This is a genomic window from Leifsonia sp. NPDC058230 (assembly GCF_042882245.1).
Taxonomy (GTDB): domain Bacteria; phylum Actinomycetota; class Actinomycetes; order Actinomycetales; family Microbacteriaceae; genus Leifsonia.
Genome location: NZ_JBHVWM010000003.1, coordinates 29,615 through 50,215, shown reverse-complemented (window position 1 = coordinate 50,215; position 20,601 = coordinate 29,615). Strand labels below are relative to the sequence as shown.

Sequence of the window (20,601 nt, the reverse complement as noted above, 5' to 3'; positions counted from 1 at the left end):
ACCCTGGTGGCTACTTGACGGAGCCCCCAGCGGCGACGATCTTCTGCTCAGCGGAGCCGGAGACCTTGTCGACCGTGACGTTCAGCTTAACCGCAATGTCACCGTTGCCGAGAACCTTGACCTTCTCGTTCTTACGAACAGCGCCCTTCGCGACGAGATCGGTGACAGTGACGTCACCACCCGACGGGTAGAGCTCCGCGAGCTTCTCCAGGTTCACGACCTGGTACTCGACGCGGAACGGGTTCTTGAAGCCGCGAAGCTTCGGAGCCCGCATGTGGAGCGGCAGCTGGCCACCCTGGAAGCCGGGGCGAACCGAGTAGCGCGCCTTCGTTCCCTTGGTACCACGGCCGGCCGTCTTACCCTTCGAGCCCTCACCGCGTCCGACACGGGTGCGGTCCTTCTTGGAACCGGCGGCGGGACGGAGGTGGTGGACCTTGAGCACGTGCTCGCGGTTCTCCGTGGCCTCGGCCTTCTTGGCAGGAGCCTTCGCGGCAGGCTTGTCAGCCTTGGCGACGGTCTCGTCCTTCGAAGCGGCAGCAGCCTTGGGAGCCGCAGCCTTCGCGGGCGCCTTGGTGGTGCTCGCCTTAGCGGTCGCCGGCTTGTCGGCAGCGGCCTTCGCCGGAGCCTTCTTGGCCGGAGCCTTCTTCTCGGCGGCCGGCTTGTCGGCGGCAGCGGCCTTGGTGGTTGTTTCCTTTTCGGCGGCGTTCTTAGCGTCGGCCATTAGTCAATCTCCTCGACCTTGACAAGGTGAGCGACCGTGTTGACGTAACCGCGGTTCTGCGAGTTGTCCTCGCGAACCACGACGTCACCGATGCGCTTCAGACCCAGGCTGCGAAGCGTGTCGCGCTGGTTCTGCTTCTCACTTACTTTGGACTTGATCTGCGTGATCTTCAGACGAGCAGCCATCAGGCACCTGCCTTAGCGGTCGCGGCGGCCTCGGCCAGCGCTGCCTCGGTACGAAGCAGGCGCGCCGGGGCGACCTGGTCGTAGTCGAGCCCGCGACGAGCGGCGACGGCGCGCGGCTCTTCGAGCTGCTGCAGCGCCTCGACGGTCGCGTGCACGATGTTGATCGTGTTCGACGAGCCGAGCGACTTGCTGAGGACGTCGTGGATGCCGGCGCACTCGAGTACGGCGCGCACGGGACCACCGGCGATAACACCGGTACCGGCAGCGGCGGGGCGCAGGAGCACCACACCGGCAGCGGCCTCACCCTGAACCGGGTGCGGGATGGTGTTGCCGACGCGAGGAACGCGGAAGAAGTTCTTCTTCGCCTCTTCGACGCCCTTCGAGATCGCCAGCGGCACCTCGCGGGCCTTGCCGTAGCCGACGCCCACCAGGCCGTTGCCGTCACCGACGACAACCAGGGCGGTGAAGCTGAAGCGACGTCCACCCTTCACGACCTTCGAGACGCGGTTGATGGTCACAACGCGCTCGAGGAACTGGCTCTTGTCAGCGTCGCGGCTGCCGCGATCGCGGTTGGGGTTGCGCTCACGGCCACCGCGACGAGCCTCACGAGGCTCGTTCTGCGTGCTGGTCGTGGATGCGGCGGTTTCCACCGGCGCCTCTGCGGCCACGGTCTGCTCCTTGTTGTTCTGTTCGTCGCTCACAGGTTCAATCCACCCTCTCGAGCTCCTTCGGCGACAGCTGCGACGCGACCTGCGTACTTGCTGCCACCACGGTCGAATACGACGGCTTCGACGCCGGCGCTCTTCGCGCGCTCGGCGACGAGCTCGCCGACCTTGCGGGCCTTGGCGGTCTTGTCACCGTCGAAGCTGCGGAGGTCGGCCTCCATGGTCGACGCCGACGCGAGGGTGTGACCCTTGCTGTCGTCCACGACCTGCACGAAGACGTGACGGGCCGAACGGTTGACGACCAGACGCGGACGGACCGCGGTGCCCTCGACCTTCTTGCGAAGGCGCGTGTGACGACGGTCACGCGCGGCGGACTTGCTCTTTCCTCTGGTTCCGAGAGCCATGGTTACTTACCAGCCTTTCCGGCCTTGCGACGGACAACCTCGCCGGCGTAACGCACACCCTTGCCCTTGTAGGGCTCGGGCTTGCGGATCTTGCGAATGTTGGCGGCGACCTCACCGACGGCCTGCTTGTCGATGCCACTGACGGTGAGCTTGTTGTTGCCCTCCACCGTGAGCGTGATGCCCGCGGGCGGCTCGACGTTGACCGGGTGCGAGAAGCCGAGCGCGAACTCGACGCCCGCGCCCTTCTGAGCCACGCGGTAACCGGTGCCGACGATCTCGAGGCCCTTGGAGTATCCCTCGGTGACGCCGATGATCTGGTTGTTGATCAGGGTGCGGGTCAGGCCGTGCAGCGAACGCGAAGAGCGCTCGTCGTCGGGGCGGGTGACGAGCACCTGGCCCTCTTCCAGCTTGACCTCGATCGGGCTGGCGACGGTGAGCGAGAGCTCACCCTTCGGGCCCTTGACGGTGACGGCCTGGCCGTCGATCTTCACATCGACCCCAGCAGGGACGTCGATGGGCAGTCTTCCAATACGCGACATGTCGAACTACCACACGTAGGCGAGGACTTCCCCACCCACGCCCTTCTTCTCAGCCTGCCGGTCGGTCAGAAGACCGGAGGAGGTGGACAGGATGGCGACGCCGAGCCCGCCGAGCACCTTGGGGATCTCGGTGGACTTCGCGTAGACGCGGAGTCCGGGCTTCGAGACGCGCTTGATGCCGGCGATGGAACGCTCGCGGTTCGGTCCGAACTTGAGGCTCAGCGTGAGGGTCTTGCCGACCCGCGCATCCTCGACGTCCCAGGCCGCGATGTAACCTTCGGCCTTGAGGATGTCGGCGATGTGCGCCTTGAGCTTCGAGTGCGGCATCGACACGGTGTCGTGGTGCGCCGAGTTCGCGTTGCGCAGTCTGGTCAGCATGTCTGCGACCGGATCTGTCATTGTCATTTGCAGTGTTTCCTTTGTTCACCAGGTTTCGTTCAGCCGTTACACGACTGACGACCTGTGGTGGTAGCGGGCCGGCCGGAACGACCGGCCCGACAGTGTGAGGACTAGTTGGCCTCGTTCGAACGGAACGGGAAGCCGAGCTGCTTGAGCAGCGCGCGGCCCTCGTCGTCGTTCTTCGCGGTGGTCACCACAGTGATGTCCATTCCGCGAACGCGGTCGATCTTGTCCTGGTCGATCTCGTGGAACATAGCCTGCTCCGTGAGACCGAAGGTGTAGTTGCCCGTGCCGTCGAACTGCTTGTCCGACAGTCCGCGGAAGTCGCGGATACGGGGAAGTGCGAGCGAGAGCAGGCGGTCGAGGAACTCCCACATCCGGTCCCCGCGCAGCGTGACGTGCGCGCCGATCGGCTGACCCTCGCGCAGCTTGAACTGAGCGATGGACTTGCGAGCCTTGGTGACCTGCGGCTTCTGGCCGGTGATCTTGGTGAGGTCGGCGACCGCACCGTCGATGATCTTGCCGTCGCGAGCTGCCTCGCCGACACCCATGTTGACGACGATCTTCACGAGACCCGGCACCTGGTGCGGGTTGGTGAAGCCGAGGTCCTTGGTCAGCTGGGCTGAGATCTCGTTCTTGTACTTCTGCTTGAGGCGCGGCTGGATTTTGCCAGCAGCGGTGGCAGTGTCCGTCATTACAGGTCCTTACCTGACTTCTTGGCGTAACGAACGCGGACCGTCTTGGAGACGCCGTCCTTCGTCACGGTCTCGGTGCGGAAGCCGACGCGGGTCGGCTTCTTGGTGTCGGGGTCGATCAGCGCGACGTTCGACACGTGGATCGGAGCCTCGTGCGTCTCGATGCCGCCGGTCTTCGTGCCACGCTGCGTCTGGCCGACGCGAACGTGCTTGGTCACGAAGTTGACGCCCTCGACGATGACGCGGTTCTTCTCGACCAGCACCTCGATGACACGACCCTGCTTTCCGCGGTCTCCGCCACGGGCCTGGCTCGCACCAGAGATGACCTGAACGAGGTCACCCTTCTTGATGTTCTTCGCCATGACTTAGATAACCTCCGGTGCCAGCGAGATGATCTTCATGAACTTCTTGTCGCGGAGTTCGCGACCGACCGGTCCGAAGATACGGGTGCCGCGGGGGTCACCGTCGTTCTTCAAGATCACTGCGGCGTTCTCATCGAACTTGATGTACGAGCCGTCGGCGCGACGGGTCTGCTTGACCACGCGCACGATGACAGCCTTGACGACGTCGCCCTTCTTGACGTTGCCGCCCGGGATCGCGTCCTTGACCGTGGCGACGATCGTGTCGCCCAGGCCGGCGTAACGACGACCCGAACCGCCGAGAACACGAATCGTGAGGAGCTCTTTGGCTCCCGTGTTGTCTGCGACCTTGAGTCGGGATTCCTGCTGAATCACTTGGCCTTCTCCAGAATCTCAACCAGGCGCCACCGCTTGGAGGCGCTCAGCGGACGGGTCTCGTTGATGAGAACGAGGTCGCCGATGCCGGCGGTGTTGTTCTCGTCGTGCGCCTTCACCTTGGAGGTGCGGCGGATGACCTTGCCGTACAGGGGGTGCTTCACGCGGTCTTCGACCTCGACGACGATGGTCTTGTCCATCTTGTCGCTGGTCACGTAGCCGCGGCGGGCCTTGCGGTATCCACGGACGAGGGCCTCGTCGGCCGCCGACTCCGCGGCCGCAGCCTTGGTGGTCTCAGCCATTACTTGGCCTCCTCAGTCTCGGCCTCGGCGGCGGCCGGAGCCGCCTCCTTCTTGGCCTTGGTGGTCTTCTTCTCGGCCTTCGGAGCGACCTCGGCGGGGGCCGGGGTGGCCCGGATGCCGAGTTCACGCTCACGGATGACCGTGTAGATGCGAGCGATGTCGCGCTTCACGGCGCGCAGGCGGCCGTGGCTCTCGAGCTGGCCGGTGGCCGACTGGAAGCGCAGGTTGAACAGCTCTTCCTTGGCCTTCTTCAGCTCGTCGACGAGTCGCTCGTCTTCGAAAGTGTCGAGCTCAGCGGATGCGAGCTCCTTGGATCCGATCGCCATTACGCGTCGCCCTCCTCGCGCTTGATGATGCGTGCCTTGAGGGGCAGCTTGTGGATTGCACGGGTCATGGCTTCACGAGCGAGTTCCTCGTTGACGCCCGAGACCTCGAAGAGGACTCGACCCGGCTTGACGTTGGCGACCCACCACTCGGGCGAACCCTTACCGGAACCCATGCGGGTCTCGGCAGGCTTCTTCGTGAGCGGACGGTCGGGGTAGATGTTGATCCACACCTTTCCACCACGCTTGATGTGACGCGTCATCGCGATACGAGCGGACTCGATCTGACGGTTGGTCACGTAAGCGGGGGTCAGTGCCTGGATACCGAACTCACCGAAGCTCACTTTCGTGCCACCAGTGGCCTGGCCGGAACGGCCGGGGTGGTGCTGCTTGCGGTGCTTGACTCTGCGTGGGATCAACATGGTTATGCCTCAACTCCTGCCGCCGCCGGCGCGGACTCGGCCGGAGCGTTGCTCCGGCCGCCGCGACGCGGACGGTCGTTGCGCTCGGGGCGGGTCGACTTGGTGTTCGCCTGCTCGCGAGCGAGTTCCTTGTTCGTGATGTCGCCCTTGTAGATCCACACCTTGACACCGATGCGACCGAAGGTCGTCTTGGCCTCGTAGAAGCCGTAGTCGATGTTCGCGCGGAGGGTGTGCAGGGGCACGCGGCCCTCGCGGTAGAACTCCGAGCGGCTCATCTCAGCGCCACCGAGGCGGCCCGAGACCTGGATGCGGACACCCTTGGCGCCGGCACGCTGGGCGCCCTGCAGGCCCTTGCGCATCGCGCGGCGGAAGGCCACACGTGCGGAGAGCTGCTCGGCGATGCCCTGCGCGACGAGCTGAGCGTCGGCCTCGGGGTTCTTGACCTCGAGGATGTTCAGCTGGATCTGCTTCTTCGTGAGCTTCTCGAGGTCGGCACGGATGCGCTCGGCCTCGGCGCCACGACGACCGATCACGATGCCCGGACGGGCGGTGTGGATGTCGACGCGGACACGGTCACGGGTGCGCTCGATCTCGATGCGCGAGACTCCCGCGCGGTCGAGCGACGTCTGAAGCAGACGACGGATCTTGACGTCCTCGGCGACGAAGTCGCTGTAACGCTGGCCCGGCTTGGTGCTGTCGGAGAACCAGCGCGACACGTGGTCGGTGGTGATTCCCAGACGGAAGCCGTATGGATTGACTTTCTGACCCATTACTTGCTCGCCTTCTTCGAAGCCTTGGCGTCCTGGACCTCATCCGGCGTCGCGAGGACGACCGTGATGTGGCTGGTGCGCTTGTTGATGCGGAAGGCCCGGCCCTGCGCACGCGGCTGGAAGCGCTTGAGGGTCGTGCCCTCGTCGACGAATGCGCTGCTCACGTACAGGTCCTGCTCGTCCAGGTAGGTGTTCGAAGCGTCGGCCTTGACTCGCGCATTCGCGATCGCCGAAGCGACCAGCTTGTACACCGGCTCGCTCGCACCCTGCGGGGCGAACTTCAGGATGGCCAGGGCCTCCTGAGCCTGCTTGCCGCGGATCAGGTTGACGACGCGACGAGCCTTCTGGGGGGTCACGCGGATGTGTCGCACGCGTGCGATCGACTCCACCATTTCTCTCCTCCTTACGTCACCGCGTTAGCGGCGACGACCCTTCTTGTCGTCCTTCACGTGTCCACGGAAGGTGCGGGTGGGCGCGAATTCGCCGAGCTTGTGCCCGACCATCGTCTCGGTGACGAACACCGGGATGTGCTTGCGACCGTCGTGCACCGCGATGGTGTGACCCAGCATGGCCGGGATGATCATCGAGCGGCGCGACCAGGTCTTGATCACGTTCTTGCTGTTGGCCTCGTTCGCCACAACGACCTTGCGAAGCAGGTGGTCGTCGACGAAGGGGCCCTTTTTGAGACTGCGTGGCATCTTCTACTCCTACTTACGCTTCTTGCCGGCGGTACGGCGACGAACGATGAGCTTGTCGCTTTCCTTGTTGGGGTGGCGGGTGCGGCCTTCCTTCTGGCCCCACGGGCTGACCGGGTGGCGTCCACCGGAGGTCTTGCCCTCACCACCACCGTGCGGGTGGTCGATCGGGTTCATGGCGACACCACGGACGGTCGGGCGGACGCCCTTCCAGCGCATGCGGCCGGCCTTGCCCCAGTTGATGTTCGACTGCTCGGCGTTGCCGACTTCGCCGATGGTGGCGCGGCAGCGGGCATCGACGTTGCGGATCTCACCCGACGGCAGACGGAGCTGCGCGTACGGGCCGTCCTTGGCGACGAGGCGAACCGAGGCACCGGCGGAACGGGCCATCTTGGCGCCGCCGCCCGGCTTCAGCTCGATCGCGTGGATCACGGTACCGGTGGGGATGTTGCGAAGGGGCAGGTTGTTGCCCGGCTTGATGTCCGCTCCGGCGCCCGACTCGACGATGTCGCCCTGCGACAGCTTGTTCGGGGCCAGGATGTAGCGCTTCGTGCCGTCCACGTAGTGGAGCAGCGCGATACGAGCGGTGCGGTTGGGGTCGTACTCGATGTGAGCGACCTTGGCGTTGACGCCGTCCTTGTCATTGCGACGGAAGTCGATGACGCGGTACTGACGCTTGTGGCCACCACCGATGTGACGGGTCGTGATGCGACCCTGGTTGTTGCGGCCACCGGTCTTCGACAGCGGACGGAGCAGCGACTTCTCAGGCGTCGAGCGAGTGATCTCGGCGAAGTCGGCAACGCTCGAACCGCGACGGCCGGGGGTCGTGGGCTTGTACTTACGAATAGCCATTGTCTGTTTTCCTCTAGATCCCGGCCTTAGCCAACTGCCGTGAAGATGTCGATGGAACCGGACTTCAGCGTGACGATGGCACGCTTCGTGTCCTTACGCTTCCCGGTGCCGAACTTGGTACGGCGGGTCTTGCCCTGACGGTTCAGGGTGTTGATCGACGCGACCTGGACCTTGAAGATGCTCTCGATTGCGAGCTTGATCTCGGTCTTGTTCGAACGGGGGTCGACGATGAAGGTGTACTTGCCTTCGTCGATGAGGCCGTAGCTCTTCTCGGAGACGACGGGGGCGATGATGACGTCGCGCGGGTCCTTGTTGACGGGCATTACGCGTTCACCTCTTCCTTCTTGGACTTCGACGCGATGAAGCCCTCGAGCGCGCCCTTGGTGAAGACGATGTCGTCGCTCACCAGCACGTCGTACGCGTTCAGCTGGTCGAAGTGCAGCACGTGCACGGTGGGGATGTTGCGGACGCTCTTGGCGCTCACCTCGTCGTCACGCTCGAGCACGATGAGAACGTGCTTCGAGGAGGCGACACCGGTGAGGTACTCGACGACGGCCTTGGTCGACGGGGTCTCACCGAGGGCGAGCGACTCGACGGCGTGAAGACGGCTGCCGCGGGCGCGGTCGCTGAGAGCTCCGAGCAGAGCGGCGGCGATCATCTTCTTGGGGGTGCGCTGCGCGTAGCTGCGGGGCACCGGTCCGTGGACGATGCCACCACCGGTCATCTGGGGAGCGCGGATCGAGCCCTGACGAGCGCGACCGGTTCCCTTCTGCTTGAACGGCTTGCGGCCGGCACCGGAGACCTCACCACGACGCTTGGTCTTGTGGGTACCCTGACGCGCGGCGGCGAGCTGGGCCACGACCACCTGGTGGATCAGCGGGATGTTGGTCTGGACGTCGAACAGGTCGGCGGGAAGCTCGACCGAGCCCGCCTTCTTGCCCTTGACGTCGAGGACGTCAATCGAGGTAGCCATACGACTAGGCCCCCTTCACTGCGTTGCGGACGAAAACGATGCGGCCGCGGGCGCCGGGAACGGCTCCCTTGACCAGCAGCAGGCCCTTCTCGGCGTCGATCGCCTGAACCTTGAGGTTCAGCACGGTCACGCGCTCGCCACCCATGCGACCAGCCATGCGCATGCCCTTGAAGACACGGCTCGGGGTCGAGGAGGCGCCGATGGAACCCGGCTTGCGGTGGTTGCGGTGAGCACCGTGCGAGGCGGAGACACCCTTGAAGTTGTGGCGCTTCATGACACCGGCGAAACCCTTACCCTTCGACGTTCCGACGACGTCGACCAGCTGGCCGGCCTCGAAGGTCGCGTCGACGGTCAGCTCCTGGCCGGCGCTGTAGTCAGCGGCATCGGCGGTGCGGACCTCGGTGAGGTGACGGCGCGGCGTGACGCCCGCCTTCTCGAAGTGACCGGCGGACGGCTTGTTGACCTTGCGCGGGTCGATCTGGCCGTAGGCGATCTGGACGGCGTTGTAGCCGTCGACCTCGGGGGTGCGGACCTGGGTCACGACGTTCGGCGTGATCTCGATGACGGTCACGGGGATGAGCTTGTTGTTCTCGTCCCAGACCTGCGTCATACCGAGCTTCTTGCCGAGGAGTCCCTTGGACGTCTTGGTATCGATGTTCGACATGGCACTCCCCCTTAGAGCTTGATCTCGATGTTGACGTCGGCCGGCAGGTCGAGACGCATGAGCGAGTCGACGGCCTTGGGCGTCGGGTCGATGATGTCGATCAGCCGCTTGTGCGTGCGCATCTCGAAGTGCTCGCGGCTGTCCTTGTACTTGTGGGGCGAACGGATGACACACACCACGTTCTTCTCGGTCGGAAGCGGCACGGGGCCGACAACGGTAGCGCCCGCACGGGTCACGGTGTCGACGATCTTGCGCGCCGAGGTGTCGATGACCTCGTGGTCGTACGACTTAAGCCGAATGCGGATCTTCTGTCCCGCCATGTCTGACTCACTCTCTTGTTATGGCGTCTTACGAGCCGAGGCTCGCATTGGACGCGGGCGACGAACGCTGGATAGCGGACGCCGCTGTGTTTGCAACCACTTTTCTTCTGTCAACCTCACCGACTGCGCCCCGCGATGAAGACATAGGTGACCTACGGCTTCTGAGGCTGTCGATTAAGCTTTGTCCTTCTACCCGCGGCCTAACCATCTGCCGCTGATCGATCGAACGACCTCGCGGTGGGCTATGCACTGCCTGGCAGTGATCCGTTCAAAGCACACGTCGGTGCACTCGTTCCGGAATGTTGAACTAGACAAGTTTGCCAGAGTATCGCCATTGCTGCAACCCGGGCGTGTCGCGTCGGCGTGTCGCGCACAGGAGAGGGGCCGGGCATACGCCCGGCCCCTCTCGAGTGGCGCCTCGCGCCGTCACTCCTTGCTGATGCCGATGGTCCGCTCAGGCGGTGCCTGAACTATCCGTTCGAGGCCCGGTCAGCGGTTCGGCTTGGTTTGCGAGGTCATGGTTACCCATACGCTCTCCCTTCGTCTGCGGGCCGTTCTGTTTGAACGGTTCACCCATTCTGCGCCGGGTGCGCGGCAAGGTAAACCCCTGGTGAACATCCGGAGGCTCGCGATCGGAATCGCACAGCGCAGACACAGAAAGCAGACACAGAAAAGGGCCGGACCCGAAGGCCCGACCCTTTTCTTCAGAAGTCTCGGAAGACTACTTGATGATCTTCACGACGGTACCGGCGCCGACGGTGCGGCCACCCTCACGGATGGCGAAGCCGAGGCCCTCCTCCATGGCGATCGGCTGGATGAGCTCGACCGTCATGTCGGTGGTGTCGCCGGGCATGACCATCTCGGTGCCCTCGGGCAGCGTGATGACGCCGGTGACGTCGGTGGTACGGAAGTAGAACTGCGGACGGTAGTTCGCGTAGAACGGGTTGTGACGTCCACCCTCGTCCTTCGAGAGGATGTAGGCGGTGCCCTCGAAGTTGGTGTGCGGCGTGACCGAACCCGGCTTCACGACGACCTGACCGCGCTCGACGTCCTCGCGCTTGGTTCCACGGAGGAGCAGACCACAGTTCTCGCCGGCCCATGCCTCGTCGAGCTGCTTGTGGAACATCTCGATACCGGTGACCGTGGTCTTCTGCGTCGGGCGGATGCCGACGATCTCGACCTCGGAGTTGATGGCGAGGGTTCCACGCTCGGCGCGGCCGGTGACGACGGTTCCACGACCGGTGATCGTGAAGACGTCCTCGATCGGCATCAGGAACGGCTTGTCCTTGTCGCGGATGGGGTCGGGGATGGAGTTGTCGACGGCATCCATGAGCTCGACGATCGACTCGACCCACTTCTCGTCGCCCTCGAGAGCCTTGAGGCCCGAGACGCGAACGACGGGGGCGTTGTCGCCATCGAAGTTCTGGCTGGAGAGCAGCTCGCGGACCTCGAGCTCGACGAGCTCCAGGATCTCCTCGTCGTCGACCATGTCGGACTTGTTCAGCGCGACGAGCAGGTACGGAACGCCGACCTGCTTGGCGAGCAGAACGTGCTCACGGGTCTGAGCCATCGGGCCGTCGGTGGCGGCGACCACGAGGATCGCGCCGTCCATCTGAGCGGCACCGGTGATCATGTTCTTGATGTAGTCGGCGTGCCCAGGGGCGTCAACGTGCGCGTAGTGGCGCTTCGGGGTCTCGTACTCGACGTGCGAGATGTTGATCGTGATACCACGCTGACGCTCTTCCGGAGCCGAGTCGATCGACGCGAAGTCGCGCTGCACGTTGGTCGCCGACGGGTACTTGTCAGCAAGCACCTTCGAGATAGCCGCGGTGAGCGTGGTCTTGCCGTGGTCGACGTGACCGATGGTTCCGATGTTGACGTGCGGCTTAGTCCGCTCGAACTTGGCCTTAGCCACTGGGTCCTCCTCAGGACTCTCGTGTAGAAACCCCGGCCGATGGTTTTCGGCCGGCAACTCTACGGGATTGGTTACCTATGTTAGTTGATACTGCTGCAGGGGAGGTGACCGAGGTCACTCGCCCTTGTTCTTCTGGACGATCTCGTCGGCGACAGCCTTCGGGACCTCCGCGTAGCTGTCGAACGTCATCGAGTAGACGGCGCGGCCCGAGGTCTTCGACCGAAGGTCGCCGATGTACCCGAACATCTCCGACAGCGGGACGTTGGCACGGATCACCTTGACACCGCTCGCGTCCTCCATCGACTGGATCTGGCCTCGACGTGAGTTGAGGTCGCCGATCACATCGCCCATGTACTCTTCCGGCGTGCGCACCTCGACGGCCATGAGCGGCTCGAGGAGCACGGGATTCGCCTTGCGCGCGGCCTCCTTGTAGGCCATCGAGCCGGCGATCTTGAACGCCATCTCCGAGGAGTCGACGTCGTGGGAAGCGCCGTCGACCAGGGTGGCCTTGACGCCGACGGTCGGGAAGCCGGCGAGGACGCCGACCTGCATGGCGTCCTGGATGCCGTGGTCGACCGAGGGGATGTACTCGCGCGGAACGCGGCCACCCGTCACGGCGTTGACGAACTCGTAGCTCGTCTCCGGGGTGACGTCCATCGGCTCGATGCTGATCTGGATCTTTGCGAACTGACCCGAACCACCGGTCTGCTTCTTGTGCGTGTAGTCGTACTTCTCGACGGCGCGGCGGATCGTCTCGCGGTAGGCCACCTGGGGCTTGCCGACGTTCGCCTCGACGTTGAACTCGCGCTTCATCCGGTCGACCAGGATGTCGAGGTGGAGCTCGCCCATTCCCTTGATGACCGTCTGACCGGTCTCCTGGTTCTGCTCGGTGCGGAACGTCGGGTCCTCTTCGGCCAGCTTCTGGATCGCGGTGCCCAGCTTCTCCTGGTCGGCCTTGGTCTTCGGCTCGATGGCGACCTCGATGACGGGCTCGGGGAACGTCATCGACTCGAGGACGACCTGGTTGTCCGGGTCGCACAGGGTGTCACCGGTGGTGGTGTCCTTGAGGCCGATCACCGCGTAGATGTTGCCGGCGGTGACGAAGTCGACCGGGTTCTCCTTGTTGGCGTGCATCTGGAAGATCTTGCCGATGCGCTCCTTCTTGCCCTTGGTCGAGTTCACGACGCCGGCACCGCTCTCCACGCGACCGGAGTAGACCCGGACGTAGGTGAGGCGGCCGAAAAACGGGTGGACGGCGACCTTGAACGCGAGGGCCGAGAACGGCTCGGTCGCGTCGGCGTGACGGAGGATGACCTTCTCTTCGTCGCGCGGGTCGTGTGCCTCGATGGCGGGCACGTCGAGCGGCGACGGGAGGTAGTCGATCACAGCGTCGAGCATCGGCTGGACGCCACGGTTCTTGAACGCGGAGCCGCAGAGGACCGGGTAGATCTCGCTGTTGACGGTCAGCTTGCGGATCGCAGCCTTGATCTCCGGAACGGTGATCTCTTCGCCGCCGAAGAACTTCTCGAGCAGCGCGTCGTCGGTCTCGGCGACGGTCTCGAGGAGGGCCTGACGGTACTCCTCGGCCTTCTCGACGAGGTCGGCGGGGATCTCTTCGATCGCGTACTTGGCGCCCATCTGGACGTCACCCTTCGCGTCGCCGCGCCAGGTGAGGGCACGCATCTCGACGAGGTCGACGACACCCTCGAAGTTCGACTCGGAGCCGATCGGCAGCTGGAGCACCAGCGGCTTGGCGCCGAGGCGCTTCACGATGGTCTCGACCGTGAAGTAGAAGTCGGCGCCGAGCTTGTCCATCTTGTTGACGAAGCAGATGCGCGGAACGTTGTACTTGTCGGCCTGACGCCACACGGTCTCGGACTGGGGCTCGACGCCCTCCTTGCCGTCGAAGACGGCGACGGCGCCGTCGAGGACGCGGAGCGAACGCTCCACCTCGACGGTGAAGTCCACGTGACCCGGGGTGTCGATGATGTTGATCTGGTTCTTGTTCCAGAAGCAGGTCACAGCGGCCGACGTGATGGTGATGCCGCGCTCCTTCTCCTGCTCCATCCAGTCGGTGGTCGACGCACCGTCGTGGGTCTCACCGATCTTGTGGTTGACGCCCGTGTAGAACAGGATGCGCTCGGTCGTAGTGGTCTTGCCGGCATCGATGTGGGCCATGATGCCGATGTTGCGGACCTTATGCAGGTCAGTGAGCACGTCCTGTGCCACAGGGTTCCTCCGAAAAGTTGAAAGTGGAAGGGGCGCCGGTCGGGTGCCGCACCCCAAGGGGTACAACACCCGAACCCGGCACTGTATTGCCTGACGCCGGTGTTACCAGCGGTAGTGCGCGAAGGCCTTGTTCGACTCGGCCATCTTGTGCGTGTCTTCGCGACGCTTGACGGCGGCGCCGAGACCGTTGGACGCATCCAGGATCTCGTTGGTGAGACGCTCGGTCATCGTCTTCTCGCGACGGCCCTTGGCGTAGCTGGTCAGCCAGCGCAGCGCGAGCGTGTTCGCGCGGTGCGGCTTGACCTCGACGGGGACCTGGTAGGTCGAGCCACCGACACGGCGGCTGCGGACCTCGAGGGTCGGGCGCACGTTGTCGAGCGCCTTCTTGAGCGTGGCGACGGCATCCTGGCCGTTCTTGGCTGCGACGCCTTCGAGCGCGTCGTAGACGATGCGCTCAGCGAGGCCCTTCTTGCCGTCGAGCAGGATCTTGTTGACGAGCTGGCTGACGATGGGGGCGCCGTATACGGGGTCGGCGACGACGGGGCGCTTCGGGGCTGGTCCCTTGCGAGGCATTACTTCTTCTCCATCTTCGCGCCGTAGCGGCTGCGAGCCTGCTTGCGGTTCTTCACGGCCTGGGTGTCCAGCGCGCCGCGAACGATCTTGTAACGAACACCCGGGAGGTCCTTAACACGACCGCCGCGGACGAGCACCATCGAGTGCTCCTGCAGGTTGTGGCCCTCGCCCGGAATGTAGGCCGTGACCTCGGTTCCGTTGGACAGCTTCACACGAGCCACCTTGCGGAGAGCCGAGTTCGGCTTCTTCGGGGTGGTGGTGTAGACGCGCGTGCACACGCCGCGCTGCTGGGGGTTGGCCTTCAGGGCGGGCGCCTTGGTCTTGGTGACCTTGGGGCTGCGGCCCTTCCGAACCAACTGCTGAATGGTTGGCACTGAATACTCCTTTTATGGACTGCACGGTGACAGCTGTTGCTTTTTTTCCCCGAGTCTCAGCGCGCCCTCGCGGGCATGTCGGGATTCAGGGGGACCGATCGACGCCCGCCTGTTCTGAACAAGACCAGGGTTCGTCATCGATATGCCGTGGGGGCGCGATTCTTCCGTGCGGTAGATTCGGCCCATCGGATGAGTACGTGCCTGCCGCTCGTGGGCATCCATTTCTGGGCACCGAACGAGCGCGCGACAGAGCGCACACCCGATAAATCTTAGCCTGTGGGCCGGTTCGGGTCAAATGGATGCGCGTCCCCTCGGCGCGCCTCCTTGCGTGCCGCTATCCCTGCAACCCCTGCTGTCCGCCGAAGTACGGCGAGAAGACCGCGCCCTGGTCGTCGAACGTGATCATTCCACGGATCGGGAAGGCGATCTCGCCGGTGGTCCCGATCCCGGTGGCACCGTCGGATGTTCTCGTCAGAGTGGCCGTCGCGGACACCTGACCGGTGCCAGAGCTCTCGACGGGCCAGCCACCCGTGGTCCAGGCCTGTTCGACGGAGAGGGCCGGACGGTCGTCGAGCCGCCAGTGCACCTCGCTGAGCGAGATGCCGTTCGCCGGGGCGAGCAGGAACGGGCACTGCAGCGGTTCCGCCTCCGTCGATGCGACGCAGGCATCCAGCCAGGCATCGACCGCCGCACGGGCTTGCGCCGTGCCGTCGGAGGAGAGCTGCGCGACGAAGGTCGTCGGCGTCAGCTTGGACCCGGTACGGATGGACGGGGCGTCGGCGTCCCAGAGGACGAACGACGTGCTCGGGGAGTGGGTCTTCACGGGGTAGGTGCCCGGGAAGGCCCGCAGTGTGACCGGCGTGCTGAGGGTCATGTTCGTCGGAGTCCTGCCGGCAATGGTGAAGGTCAGGCCGGCCGGACCGTCGACGACGACGTCGACCACGTCGGTCTCGACGTGCGCCAGCTTCCACAGGGAAAGGCCGGGAAGACCTCCCGCGCGCTCGAGGGAGAAGGACTGCCGATACTGCTCGTCACCGCGGTGGATGGTCGCCACGACCGTCGCCTTCGAACCGTGGATCACGGCCGGGGCGAGGGTGAAGGAGCGGATGCGATCCGTGGCGTGCGCGAACGCAGCATCGGTGAGGAGCACATCCGACGAGTTGGTCGTGATGCCGGCCACTCGCAGAGCGTCTGCCGCACGACCGTGCTCGAGGTCGGTCAGATAGCGGCCGACCAGCGACTTCGGCAGGTTCTGATAGGCGGCGACGGTTCGGAACGAGAGTGCGACGGCGGCCACGGTCACGAGGAGCGCGCCTCCGATGACCAGCCACCAGAACCAGCGGATGCGCGGAGTCGGCGCAGTCGGCACGGCATCGGCCATGGTGTTCCCCTCAGTCGGACGAGCCTGAGTGTATCGGCCGGAAACGCCGGGCCGCGGGCACCATTTCGGGGGTCCTGCGGTCCCATGTCCGGGGCCCACCGCGGGATTCCGCCGGGGCGACGGATGCGTCACTCGTCGTCGTCGCGCTCCCACGGCCACCGCGGGCGCCCACGATCGCGGAAGCGGCCCACGAGGACGAGCTGGTAGAGCAGCGTCACGACGAAGGCGGCGATTCCTGCGACGATCGCGTACAGGCTGCCCAGCTGGCCGAAAGCGAAGACGACGGCGCCCAGCGGCTGCGACGGTTCGCCCGCTCCCCCGGCGATTCCGCCCGCCGCGGCGTAGACGAGGTACGCGCCGACGCCGACGCCCAGCGCTGCGAGCGGGGAGATCCGCAGCCTGTCGGCATGTGGCCTGGTTCCGAGCGCGATCAGGAACACCAGGACGAGCACCGTGGCGGAGCCGATCATGACGGGGCCGACCAGCGGACCCGCATCCGGATCGTCGATGACGTCGGTGTCGGTGGCGAGCGAGATGAGTCCGAACGACGCGATCACGATCGCGAGGTAGAGGAAGGCCGCGAAGACCGCTACGGCGGCGGCATACCCACGATCGTCAAGCATCTGGCTCCGGGATCAGCCGCTCAGTACCCGCTCTGCTGCGGTGCGACGTACGCAGCGACGGCCTGGTTCTGGGCGTCCGCGAGCTGCTGGTCGTAGTCGGCCTGAGCCTCGGCGTTGCGCGCCTTCAGCGTGCGGCCGCGGGCGGCCAGCCAGGCGCCGGTCCAGACGGAGACCTCGCGGGCGACCACGCCGGCGAGGATCGCGAAGGGGTTCACCCACTGGCGGCCGATGAACAGCCCGGCCTCCTCGGCGGTCAGGCGCGTGAAGTCCTGGTCGAGGAGTGAGGACCCGACGTAGGAGGCGTACACCAGCACCGCGACGACGAGTCCGCCGAGGATGTAGGCCCACCAGCGCGCACGGTTGAGGATCTGGATGAGCACCACCATGCCCACGAAGAAGACGATGACCGGTCCCCGGAACGCCCACGACCCGAGGAAGCGTACGAACAGGTCGACGAACTCGCGGCCGGGCGTGAGCATCCCGCCGACCAGGGCGACGACGGCGGCCCAGAGAAGTGCGAAGACGACGGTGCCGACGAGGGCGATGAGGATGCCGAGCCCGCGATTGCTCCGCTTCTTGGGCGGCTCGGGGCGCTGCACGTAGATCGGGGTGACCGGCTGCGCGGCGTACGCGGGGGGCGCTGCGGCTGCTGCCGCTGCGGCGGCTGTTGCCGCTGTCGTCGGCTCCGGAGCCCAGGTGGCCTCGCCGGTGGCGGCGGGAGCTGCGTCGTAGGTGCGGGTCGCTGTTTCGTCGGCACCCGGATGCGCGGCCTGCTGGGCGGCGATGGTGACGGGTGCCGCAGACTCGGCGGGCGAAGCGGTGTCGATGGTCGCGCTGCCGGCGGCGGCAGCCGGGGTCTCACCCGTGTTCGAGCGGGCGACGGCGGCGGCGACATCGTCGTCGGAGGAGACGACCGGCTCGGGCTCGATGGCCGGAGCGGGGGTTGCGGCGGCGGATGCGGCGGGGCCCGTTGCGGGTTGGGACGCCGCCGCTTCGGCGGCGACCTCGCTGGGAGCTGCGTCGGCCTCGGGGTTGTTCACGTGACCGCGTGCCGGCACCGGGTCGGACGGCGGGTTGGCGATTCCGGGGTCGGTGTCGGGGGCGGAGCCGGCGGCATCCGGGACGGAAGTTGGCTCTTCCGGCGTCGCTTTGCTCATGGTGTCACTCCTCGATCGGCCTGGGTAGGCATCCACTGATGCTGACACTGTAGCAATCGGGCCCGCCGATGGAGGGGACGGCGGGCCGCTAACGCATGCTCTCCTTCTATTTGCCCGCGGGGGTCGTGTTGGCGGGCTTGAGGGTGTAGATGAAACCGCTGACCGTGCCATCGACACCCGGTCCGGTGCTCGACTCCTTGGTGACGAAACCCGTCACCAGGAACAGTCGCTGACCCGATTGCGTGCCCTTCAGGAACCCGAGAACGTTCGCATACGGTCCGTTGACCGTCACGGTGACGGGAGTGGCGGTGAAGTTCTCAGCGGTGATCAAGGAACTCACGACAGGGGGCACGCCGGCGACCTGAACAGGCGCCGTCGGAGCAGGGGTGGGCGTCGGCGTCGCTGCCGGCGTCGAGCTGTCGGTCGAGGCAGCGGCGGGAGCCTGCGCGGGGGCAGCGGGCGCCTCGACGGGCGTGTATGCCTGCCCGTCAGCGGCCGTCCACTTCGTGAAGATCACGCCGTTCGCACCAGCTATCGCGGTCAACTCATCGATGAATGCGGGCATCTGCACGTCGGCAGGAACGGAGGACGTAAGCCCGGCGAGCTTCTCTTTGAGCGCAGGCAGATCCTTGTACTGCTTCTGCAGCGTAGCCAGGACGATGGCGTTCTTCTGATTGAGCGCCTGTACTTCCGCGGTCTGCGCGTCGGCGGCCGAGGCGGCGGTCAGCTGCGGCTGGACGCCGACCACCCAACCGAGCGCCACGATGGCAACCATGGCGACTGCCGATCCGATGATCCAGAGACGGGTCTTGTCCATCACTACTTCTCCTTCGGTTCGAAGCGCTTTGCGAAGGCACGCTGATCGACGTGCAGAGTGACACCCGCCGTGTAGATGTTCGTGGTCTGGTCGAGAGTGATCGTCCCGGCAACCCCATCCGCGAATCCGGGGAGCTTCTCGAGCGAACGCAACCAGGCAGGCACGTCGGGGAGCGTGCTCGTCTCCGCGGTGAACGCGACCGTCGCCACGCGCGGCTTCTGCGTGGGGTCACTGGACTGCCCATAGAGGGCGAGCGGAGAGGACGAATCGACGTTGACCGTCTGCACGGTGACGCTGGGCGGCAGAATCGACTGGATACTGGCGAGGTACGGGCTCCAGTCGATCTCCGTCGAAGCGCCGACCTGCTGTGCGGCTTGCGCGGTCGCCACTTCGTTCTGAACGGTACGTGCATCCATGAACTTCTGCTGCTGCGCCAGGATGGAAACCGTCTGAGACTGCGTGACGAGAAGTTTCGCCTGTGCCGCCACGTTCAGTGCGAAGCCGCCTCCGACGGCCACGACCATCACGAGGACAGTCGCCAGCACGCCGTAGCCCAGTGCCCGCCGGGTTCCCTTGGAGCGGCGAGAGGCGCGCACCTCTGGGGGGAGCAGATCGACGCGCGGCTCGTCGCCCACGACGATGATGCTCGCTCCGCGCTTGGGCGGGGCCTTCTGCGTCTTCGGCTGAGGCTTTGCCTTGGTCGGCTTGCCGGCTTTCACGGCCGAGTCGCCTCTGCCGCCCTTGCCGGGACGCTTCGTGTCCTTCTCGGTCGGTTCGGTCGTGGCGTCGGTGGGACGCCGAAGGGTGATGCTCATGCTGCACTCCCTAGTGCGAGGCCGAGCGCCACTGCGAGGCTCGACCGGTTCTGGCGCAGCACGTCGGCGCTGAGGTTGCGCGACAGTGCGACGGTGTGGAAGGGATCCCCGACCTCGACAGGGAGGCGGGTCATCTCGCTCAGCGCGTCCGTGAGGCCGGGCAGTTGCGCCCCGCCGCCGGTTACGACGAGCTCTCGCACTGGAGCATCCGGATGCGTGTTCACGAAGTAGTTCACCGTGTTCCGAAGGCTGGTGAGGAGTTCGCTCGTGACCCGGTAGATGACCTCCACTACGCGCTGCTCCTCGACGCTTGTGACCTCGCGGGCGAGCCCGATGGTCGCTTTCAGCCGCTCGGCCTCTCCGGACTCGATCTCGAGCTCGAGCTTCAACGCCTGGGTGAGATCGGCTCCCCCGGTCGGGATGATGCGGACGAACTGCGGGACCCCGTCGGTGGCGATCACGACGCTGGTCGTGTTGGCCCCGATCTCGATCAGTGCGACGGTTCCAGGAACTCGGCGACGACCGAGGAGAACTCGTGTCAGGGCGAAGGGGATGAGGTCGACTTCGACGGTCGTCAGACCCGCGAGCTGCGTGGCTTTGACGTTGCCGAGCACCGCATCCTTCACCGCCGCGACGAGAAGGCCGTGGATCACCGGCCCGGCGTCGCTCTCGCTCTCGGAGATCGGGTAGAAGTCGAGCAGAGCATCTGCGACCGGTACGGGAAGCATCTCCTGCACCTGATAGGGAAGGGTCTCCCGGATGCGTGCGCGCGACATCTTGGGGACGGTCAGGTCGCGGGCGAGGACCCGTTGGTTGCCCATCCCGAGGACGACGTCCTTGCTCTTGAAGCCACCCTGGCTCCAGAGCTGCCGAAGGGCTGCTGCAACCGTGTTCGGCTCCAAGACCTCGCCGCGACTGACGGCGCCTTCGGGGAGTGGCACCTCGAAATGCCGCACCAGGGTCGGGCGTGCCTTGCCGGCGTCCGCCACTTCGACGGCACGAATCGTCGAGCTTCCGACGTCGATGCCTACGATGCTCGTGGCCATGCGATCTC

The 20,601-nt window shown here is 65.5% G+C and carries 30 protein-coding genes; all 30 read right to left on the bottom strand.

What is annotated here, in order from left to right; genetic code table 11:
* Positions 1-10: 10 nt before the first annotated feature.
* The 30 genes from rplO to pilM all read right to left on the bottom strand — a co-directional run bounded on the left by rplO (position 11) and on the right by pilM (position 20,593).
* A complete protein-coding gene (gene rplO, locus ACFVV0_RS10045; RefSeq protein ID WP_387061953.1) occupies positions 11-721 on the bottom strand; it encodes a 50S ribosomal protein L15 in 711 nt (236 codons plus the stop codon).
* A complete protein-coding gene (gene rpmD, locus ACFVV0_RS10040; protein WP_055894815.1) occupies positions 721-906 on the bottom strand; it encodes a 50S ribosomal protein L30 in 186 nt (61 codons plus the stop codon). The genes rplO and rpmD overlap by 1 nt, the downstream gene beginning before the upstream one ends.
* A complete protein-coding gene (rpsE, locus tag ACFVV0_RS10035) occupies positions 906-1,607 on the bottom strand; it encodes a 30S ribosomal protein S5 (RefSeq protein ID WP_387061950.1) in 702 nt (233 codons plus the stop codon). The genes rpmD and rpsE overlap by 1 nt, the downstream gene beginning before the upstream one ends.
* Entirely contained in the window at positions 1,604-1,975 is a 372-nt protein-coding gene (gene rplR / locus ACFVV0_RS10030) for a 50S ribosomal protein L18 (RefSeq protein ID WP_387061948.1), read from the bottom strand. The genes rpsE and rplR overlap by 4 nt, the downstream gene beginning before the upstream one ends.
* 2 nt (positions 1,976-1,977) lie before the next feature.
* Positions 1,978-2,514 (bottom strand): 50S ribosomal protein L6, encoded by a 537-nt coding sequence (gene rplF / locus ACFVV0_RS10025; protein ID WP_387061945.1) that lies wholly within the window; start codon positions 2,512-2,514, stop codon positions 1,978-1,980.
* 6 nt (positions 2,515-2,520) lie between these two features.
* Entirely contained in the window at positions 2,521-2,919 is a 399-nt protein-coding gene (gene rpsH, locus ACFVV0_RS10020) for a 30S ribosomal protein S8 (protein WP_387061942.1), read from the bottom strand.
* A 104-nt stretch (positions 2,920-3,023) separates the two neighbouring features.
* The gene (gene rplE, locus ACFVV0_RS10015) at positions 3,024-3,608 is read right to left on the bottom strand and encodes a 50S ribosomal protein L5 (protein WP_387061939.1); all 585 of its coding nucleotides are present in this window, start codon (positions 3,606-3,608) and stop codon (positions 3,024-3,026) included.
* Positions 3,608-3,970 (bottom strand): 50S ribosomal protein L24, encoded by a 363-nt coding sequence (gene rplX, locus ACFVV0_RS10010; RefSeq protein WP_387061936.1) that lies wholly within the window; start codon positions 3,968-3,970, stop codon positions 3,608-3,610. Before rplX ends, rplE begins: the two co-directional genes overlap by 1 nt.
* Positions 3,971-3,973: 3 nt before the next feature.
* Positions 3,974-4,342, bottom strand: coding sequence for a 50S ribosomal protein L14 (gene rplN / locus ACFVV0_RS10005; protein WP_271175706.1), 369 nt, complete (start codon positions 4,340-4,342; stop codon positions 3,974-3,976).
* Positions 4,339-4,644 (bottom strand): 30S ribosomal protein S17, encoded by a 306-nt coding sequence (gene rpsQ / locus ACFVV0_RS10000; protein ID WP_387061933.1) that lies wholly within the window; start codon positions 4,642-4,644, stop codon positions 4,339-4,341. The genes rplN and rpsQ overlap by 4 nt, the downstream gene beginning before the upstream one ends.
* Complete coding sequence (gene rpmC, locus ACFVV0_RS09995; protein WP_387061930.1) at positions 4,644-4,970, bottom strand: 50S ribosomal protein L29; 327 nt, start codon at positions 4,968-4,970, stop codon at positions 4,644-4,646. Before rpmC ends, rpsQ begins: the two co-directional genes overlap by 1 nt.
* Positions 4,970-5,389, bottom strand: a complete 420-nt coding sequence (rplP, locus tag ACFVV0_RS09990; protein ID WP_271175709.1) for a 50S ribosomal protein L16 — start codon at positions 5,387-5,389, stop codon at positions 4,970-4,972. Before rplP ends, rpmC begins: the two co-directional genes overlap by 1 nt.
* Positions 5,390-5,391: 2 nt before the next feature.
* On the bottom strand, positions 5,392-6,159 hold the full coding sequence (gene rpsC, locus ACFVV0_RS09985; protein ID WP_387061926.1) for a 30S ribosomal protein S3: 768 nt from the start codon (positions 6,157-6,159) through the stop codon (positions 5,392-5,394).
* Positions 6,159-6,551: a 50S ribosomal protein L22 gene (gene rplV / locus ACFVV0_RS09980; protein WP_387061923.1), complete on the bottom strand. Its 393-nt coding sequence runs from the start codon at positions 6,549-6,551 to the stop codon at positions 6,159-6,161. Before rplV ends, rpsC begins: the two co-directional genes overlap by 1 nt.
* Before the next feature lie 24 nt (positions 6,552-6,575).
* Positions 6,576-6,857 carry a 30S ribosomal protein S19 gene (rpsS, locus tag ACFVV0_RS09975; RefSeq protein ID WP_387061920.1) on the bottom strand — a complete coding sequence of 94 codons (282 nt, stop codon included), beginning with the start codon at positions 6,855-6,857 and terminating at the stop codon, positions 6,576-6,578.
* Between the two features lie 9 nt (positions 6,858-6,866).
* Positions 6,867-7,706 (bottom strand): 50S ribosomal protein L2, encoded by an 840-nt coding sequence (gene rplB / locus ACFVV0_RS09970; protein ID WP_387061917.1) that lies wholly within the window; start codon positions 7,704-7,706, stop codon positions 6,867-6,869.
* 26 nt (positions 7,707-7,732) lie between these two features.
* Positions 7,733-8,029 carry a 50S ribosomal protein L23 gene (gene rplW, locus ACFVV0_RS09965; RefSeq protein ID WP_387061914.1) on the bottom strand — a complete coding sequence of 99 codons (297 nt, stop codon included), beginning with the start codon at positions 8,027-8,029 and terminating at the stop codon, positions 7,733-7,735.
* On the bottom strand, positions 8,029-8,679 hold the full coding sequence (rplD, locus tag ACFVV0_RS09960) for a 50S ribosomal protein L4 (protein WP_387061911.1): 651 nt from the start codon (positions 8,677-8,679) through the stop codon (positions 8,029-8,031). Before rplD ends, rplW begins: the two co-directional genes overlap by 1 nt.
* Positions 8,680-8,683: 4 nt before the next feature.
* Entirely contained in the window at positions 8,684-9,343 is a 660-nt protein-coding gene (rplC, locus tag ACFVV0_RS09955) for a 50S ribosomal protein L3 (RefSeq protein ID WP_387061908.1), read from the bottom strand.
* A gap of 11 nt (positions 9,344-9,354) precedes the next feature.
* On the bottom strand, positions 9,355-9,663 hold the full coding sequence (gene rpsJ / locus ACFVV0_RS09950) for a 30S ribosomal protein S10 (RefSeq protein WP_005050520.1): 309 nt from the start codon (positions 9,661-9,663) through the stop codon (positions 9,355-9,357).
* A 721-nt stretch (positions 9,664-10,384) separates the two neighbouring features.
* Positions 10,385-11,578, bottom strand: coding sequence for an elongation factor Tu (gene tuf / locus ACFVV0_RS09945; RefSeq protein ID WP_387061905.1), 1,194 nt, complete (start codon positions 11,576-11,578; stop codon positions 10,385-10,387).
* A gap of 114 nt (positions 11,579-11,692) precedes the next feature.
* Complete coding sequence (gene fusA, locus ACFVV0_RS09940; RefSeq protein WP_387061902.1) at positions 11,693-13,807, bottom strand: elongation factor G; 2,115 nt, start codon at positions 13,805-13,807, stop codon at positions 11,693-11,695.
* Positions 13,808-13,909: 102 nt separating this feature from the next.
* Complete coding sequence (gene rpsG, locus ACFVV0_RS09935; protein ID WP_163287610.1) at positions 13,910-14,380, bottom strand: 30S ribosomal protein S7; 471 nt, start codon at positions 14,378-14,380, stop codon at positions 13,910-13,912.
* A complete protein-coding gene (rpsL, locus tag ACFVV0_RS09930) occupies positions 14,380-14,754 on the bottom strand; it encodes a 30S ribosomal protein S12 (protein WP_055787040.1) in 375 nt (124 codons plus the stop codon). Before rpsL ends, rpsG begins: the two co-directional genes overlap by 1 nt.
* Positions 14,755-15,088: 334 nt before the next feature.
* Positions 15,089-16,135 (bottom strand): hypothetical protein, encoded by a 1,047-nt coding sequence (locus tag ACFVV0_RS09925; RefSeq protein ID WP_387061899.1) that lies wholly within the window; start codon positions 16,133-16,135, stop codon positions 15,089-15,091.
* 128 nt (positions 16,136-16,263) lie between these two features.
* The gene (locus ACFVV0_RS09920; protein WP_387061896.1) at positions 16,264-16,758 is read right to left on the bottom strand and encodes a DUF6121 family protein; all 495 of its coding nucleotides are present in this window, start codon (positions 16,756-16,758) and stop codon (positions 16,264-16,266) included.
* 20 nt (positions 16,759-16,778) lie between these two features.
* Positions 16,779-17,915 carry a hypothetical protein gene (locus ACFVV0_RS09915; RefSeq protein ID WP_387061894.1) on the bottom strand — a complete coding sequence of 379 codons (1,137 nt, stop codon included), beginning with the start codon at positions 17,913-17,915 and terminating at the stop codon, positions 16,779-16,781.
* A 106-nt stretch (positions 17,916-18,021) separates the two neighbouring features.
* Positions 18,022-18,732, bottom strand: coding sequence for a hypothetical protein (locus ACFVV0_RS09910; protein ID WP_387061891.1), 711 nt, complete (start codon positions 18,730-18,732; stop codon positions 18,022-18,024).
* Between the two features lie 2 nt (positions 18,733-18,734).
* A complete protein-coding gene (locus tag ACFVV0_RS09905) occupies positions 18,735-19,547 on the bottom strand; it encodes a hypothetical protein (protein ID WP_387061888.1) in 813 nt (270 codons plus the stop codon).
* On the bottom strand, positions 19,544-20,593 hold the full coding sequence (gene pilM, locus ACFVV0_RS09900) for a type IV pilus assembly protein PilM (protein ID WP_387061885.1): 1,050 nt from the start codon (positions 20,591-20,593) through the stop codon (positions 19,544-19,546). Before pilM ends, ACFVV0_RS09905 begins: the two co-directional genes overlap by 4 nt.
* Between the last annotated feature and the right edge of the window lie 8 nt (positions 20,594-20,601).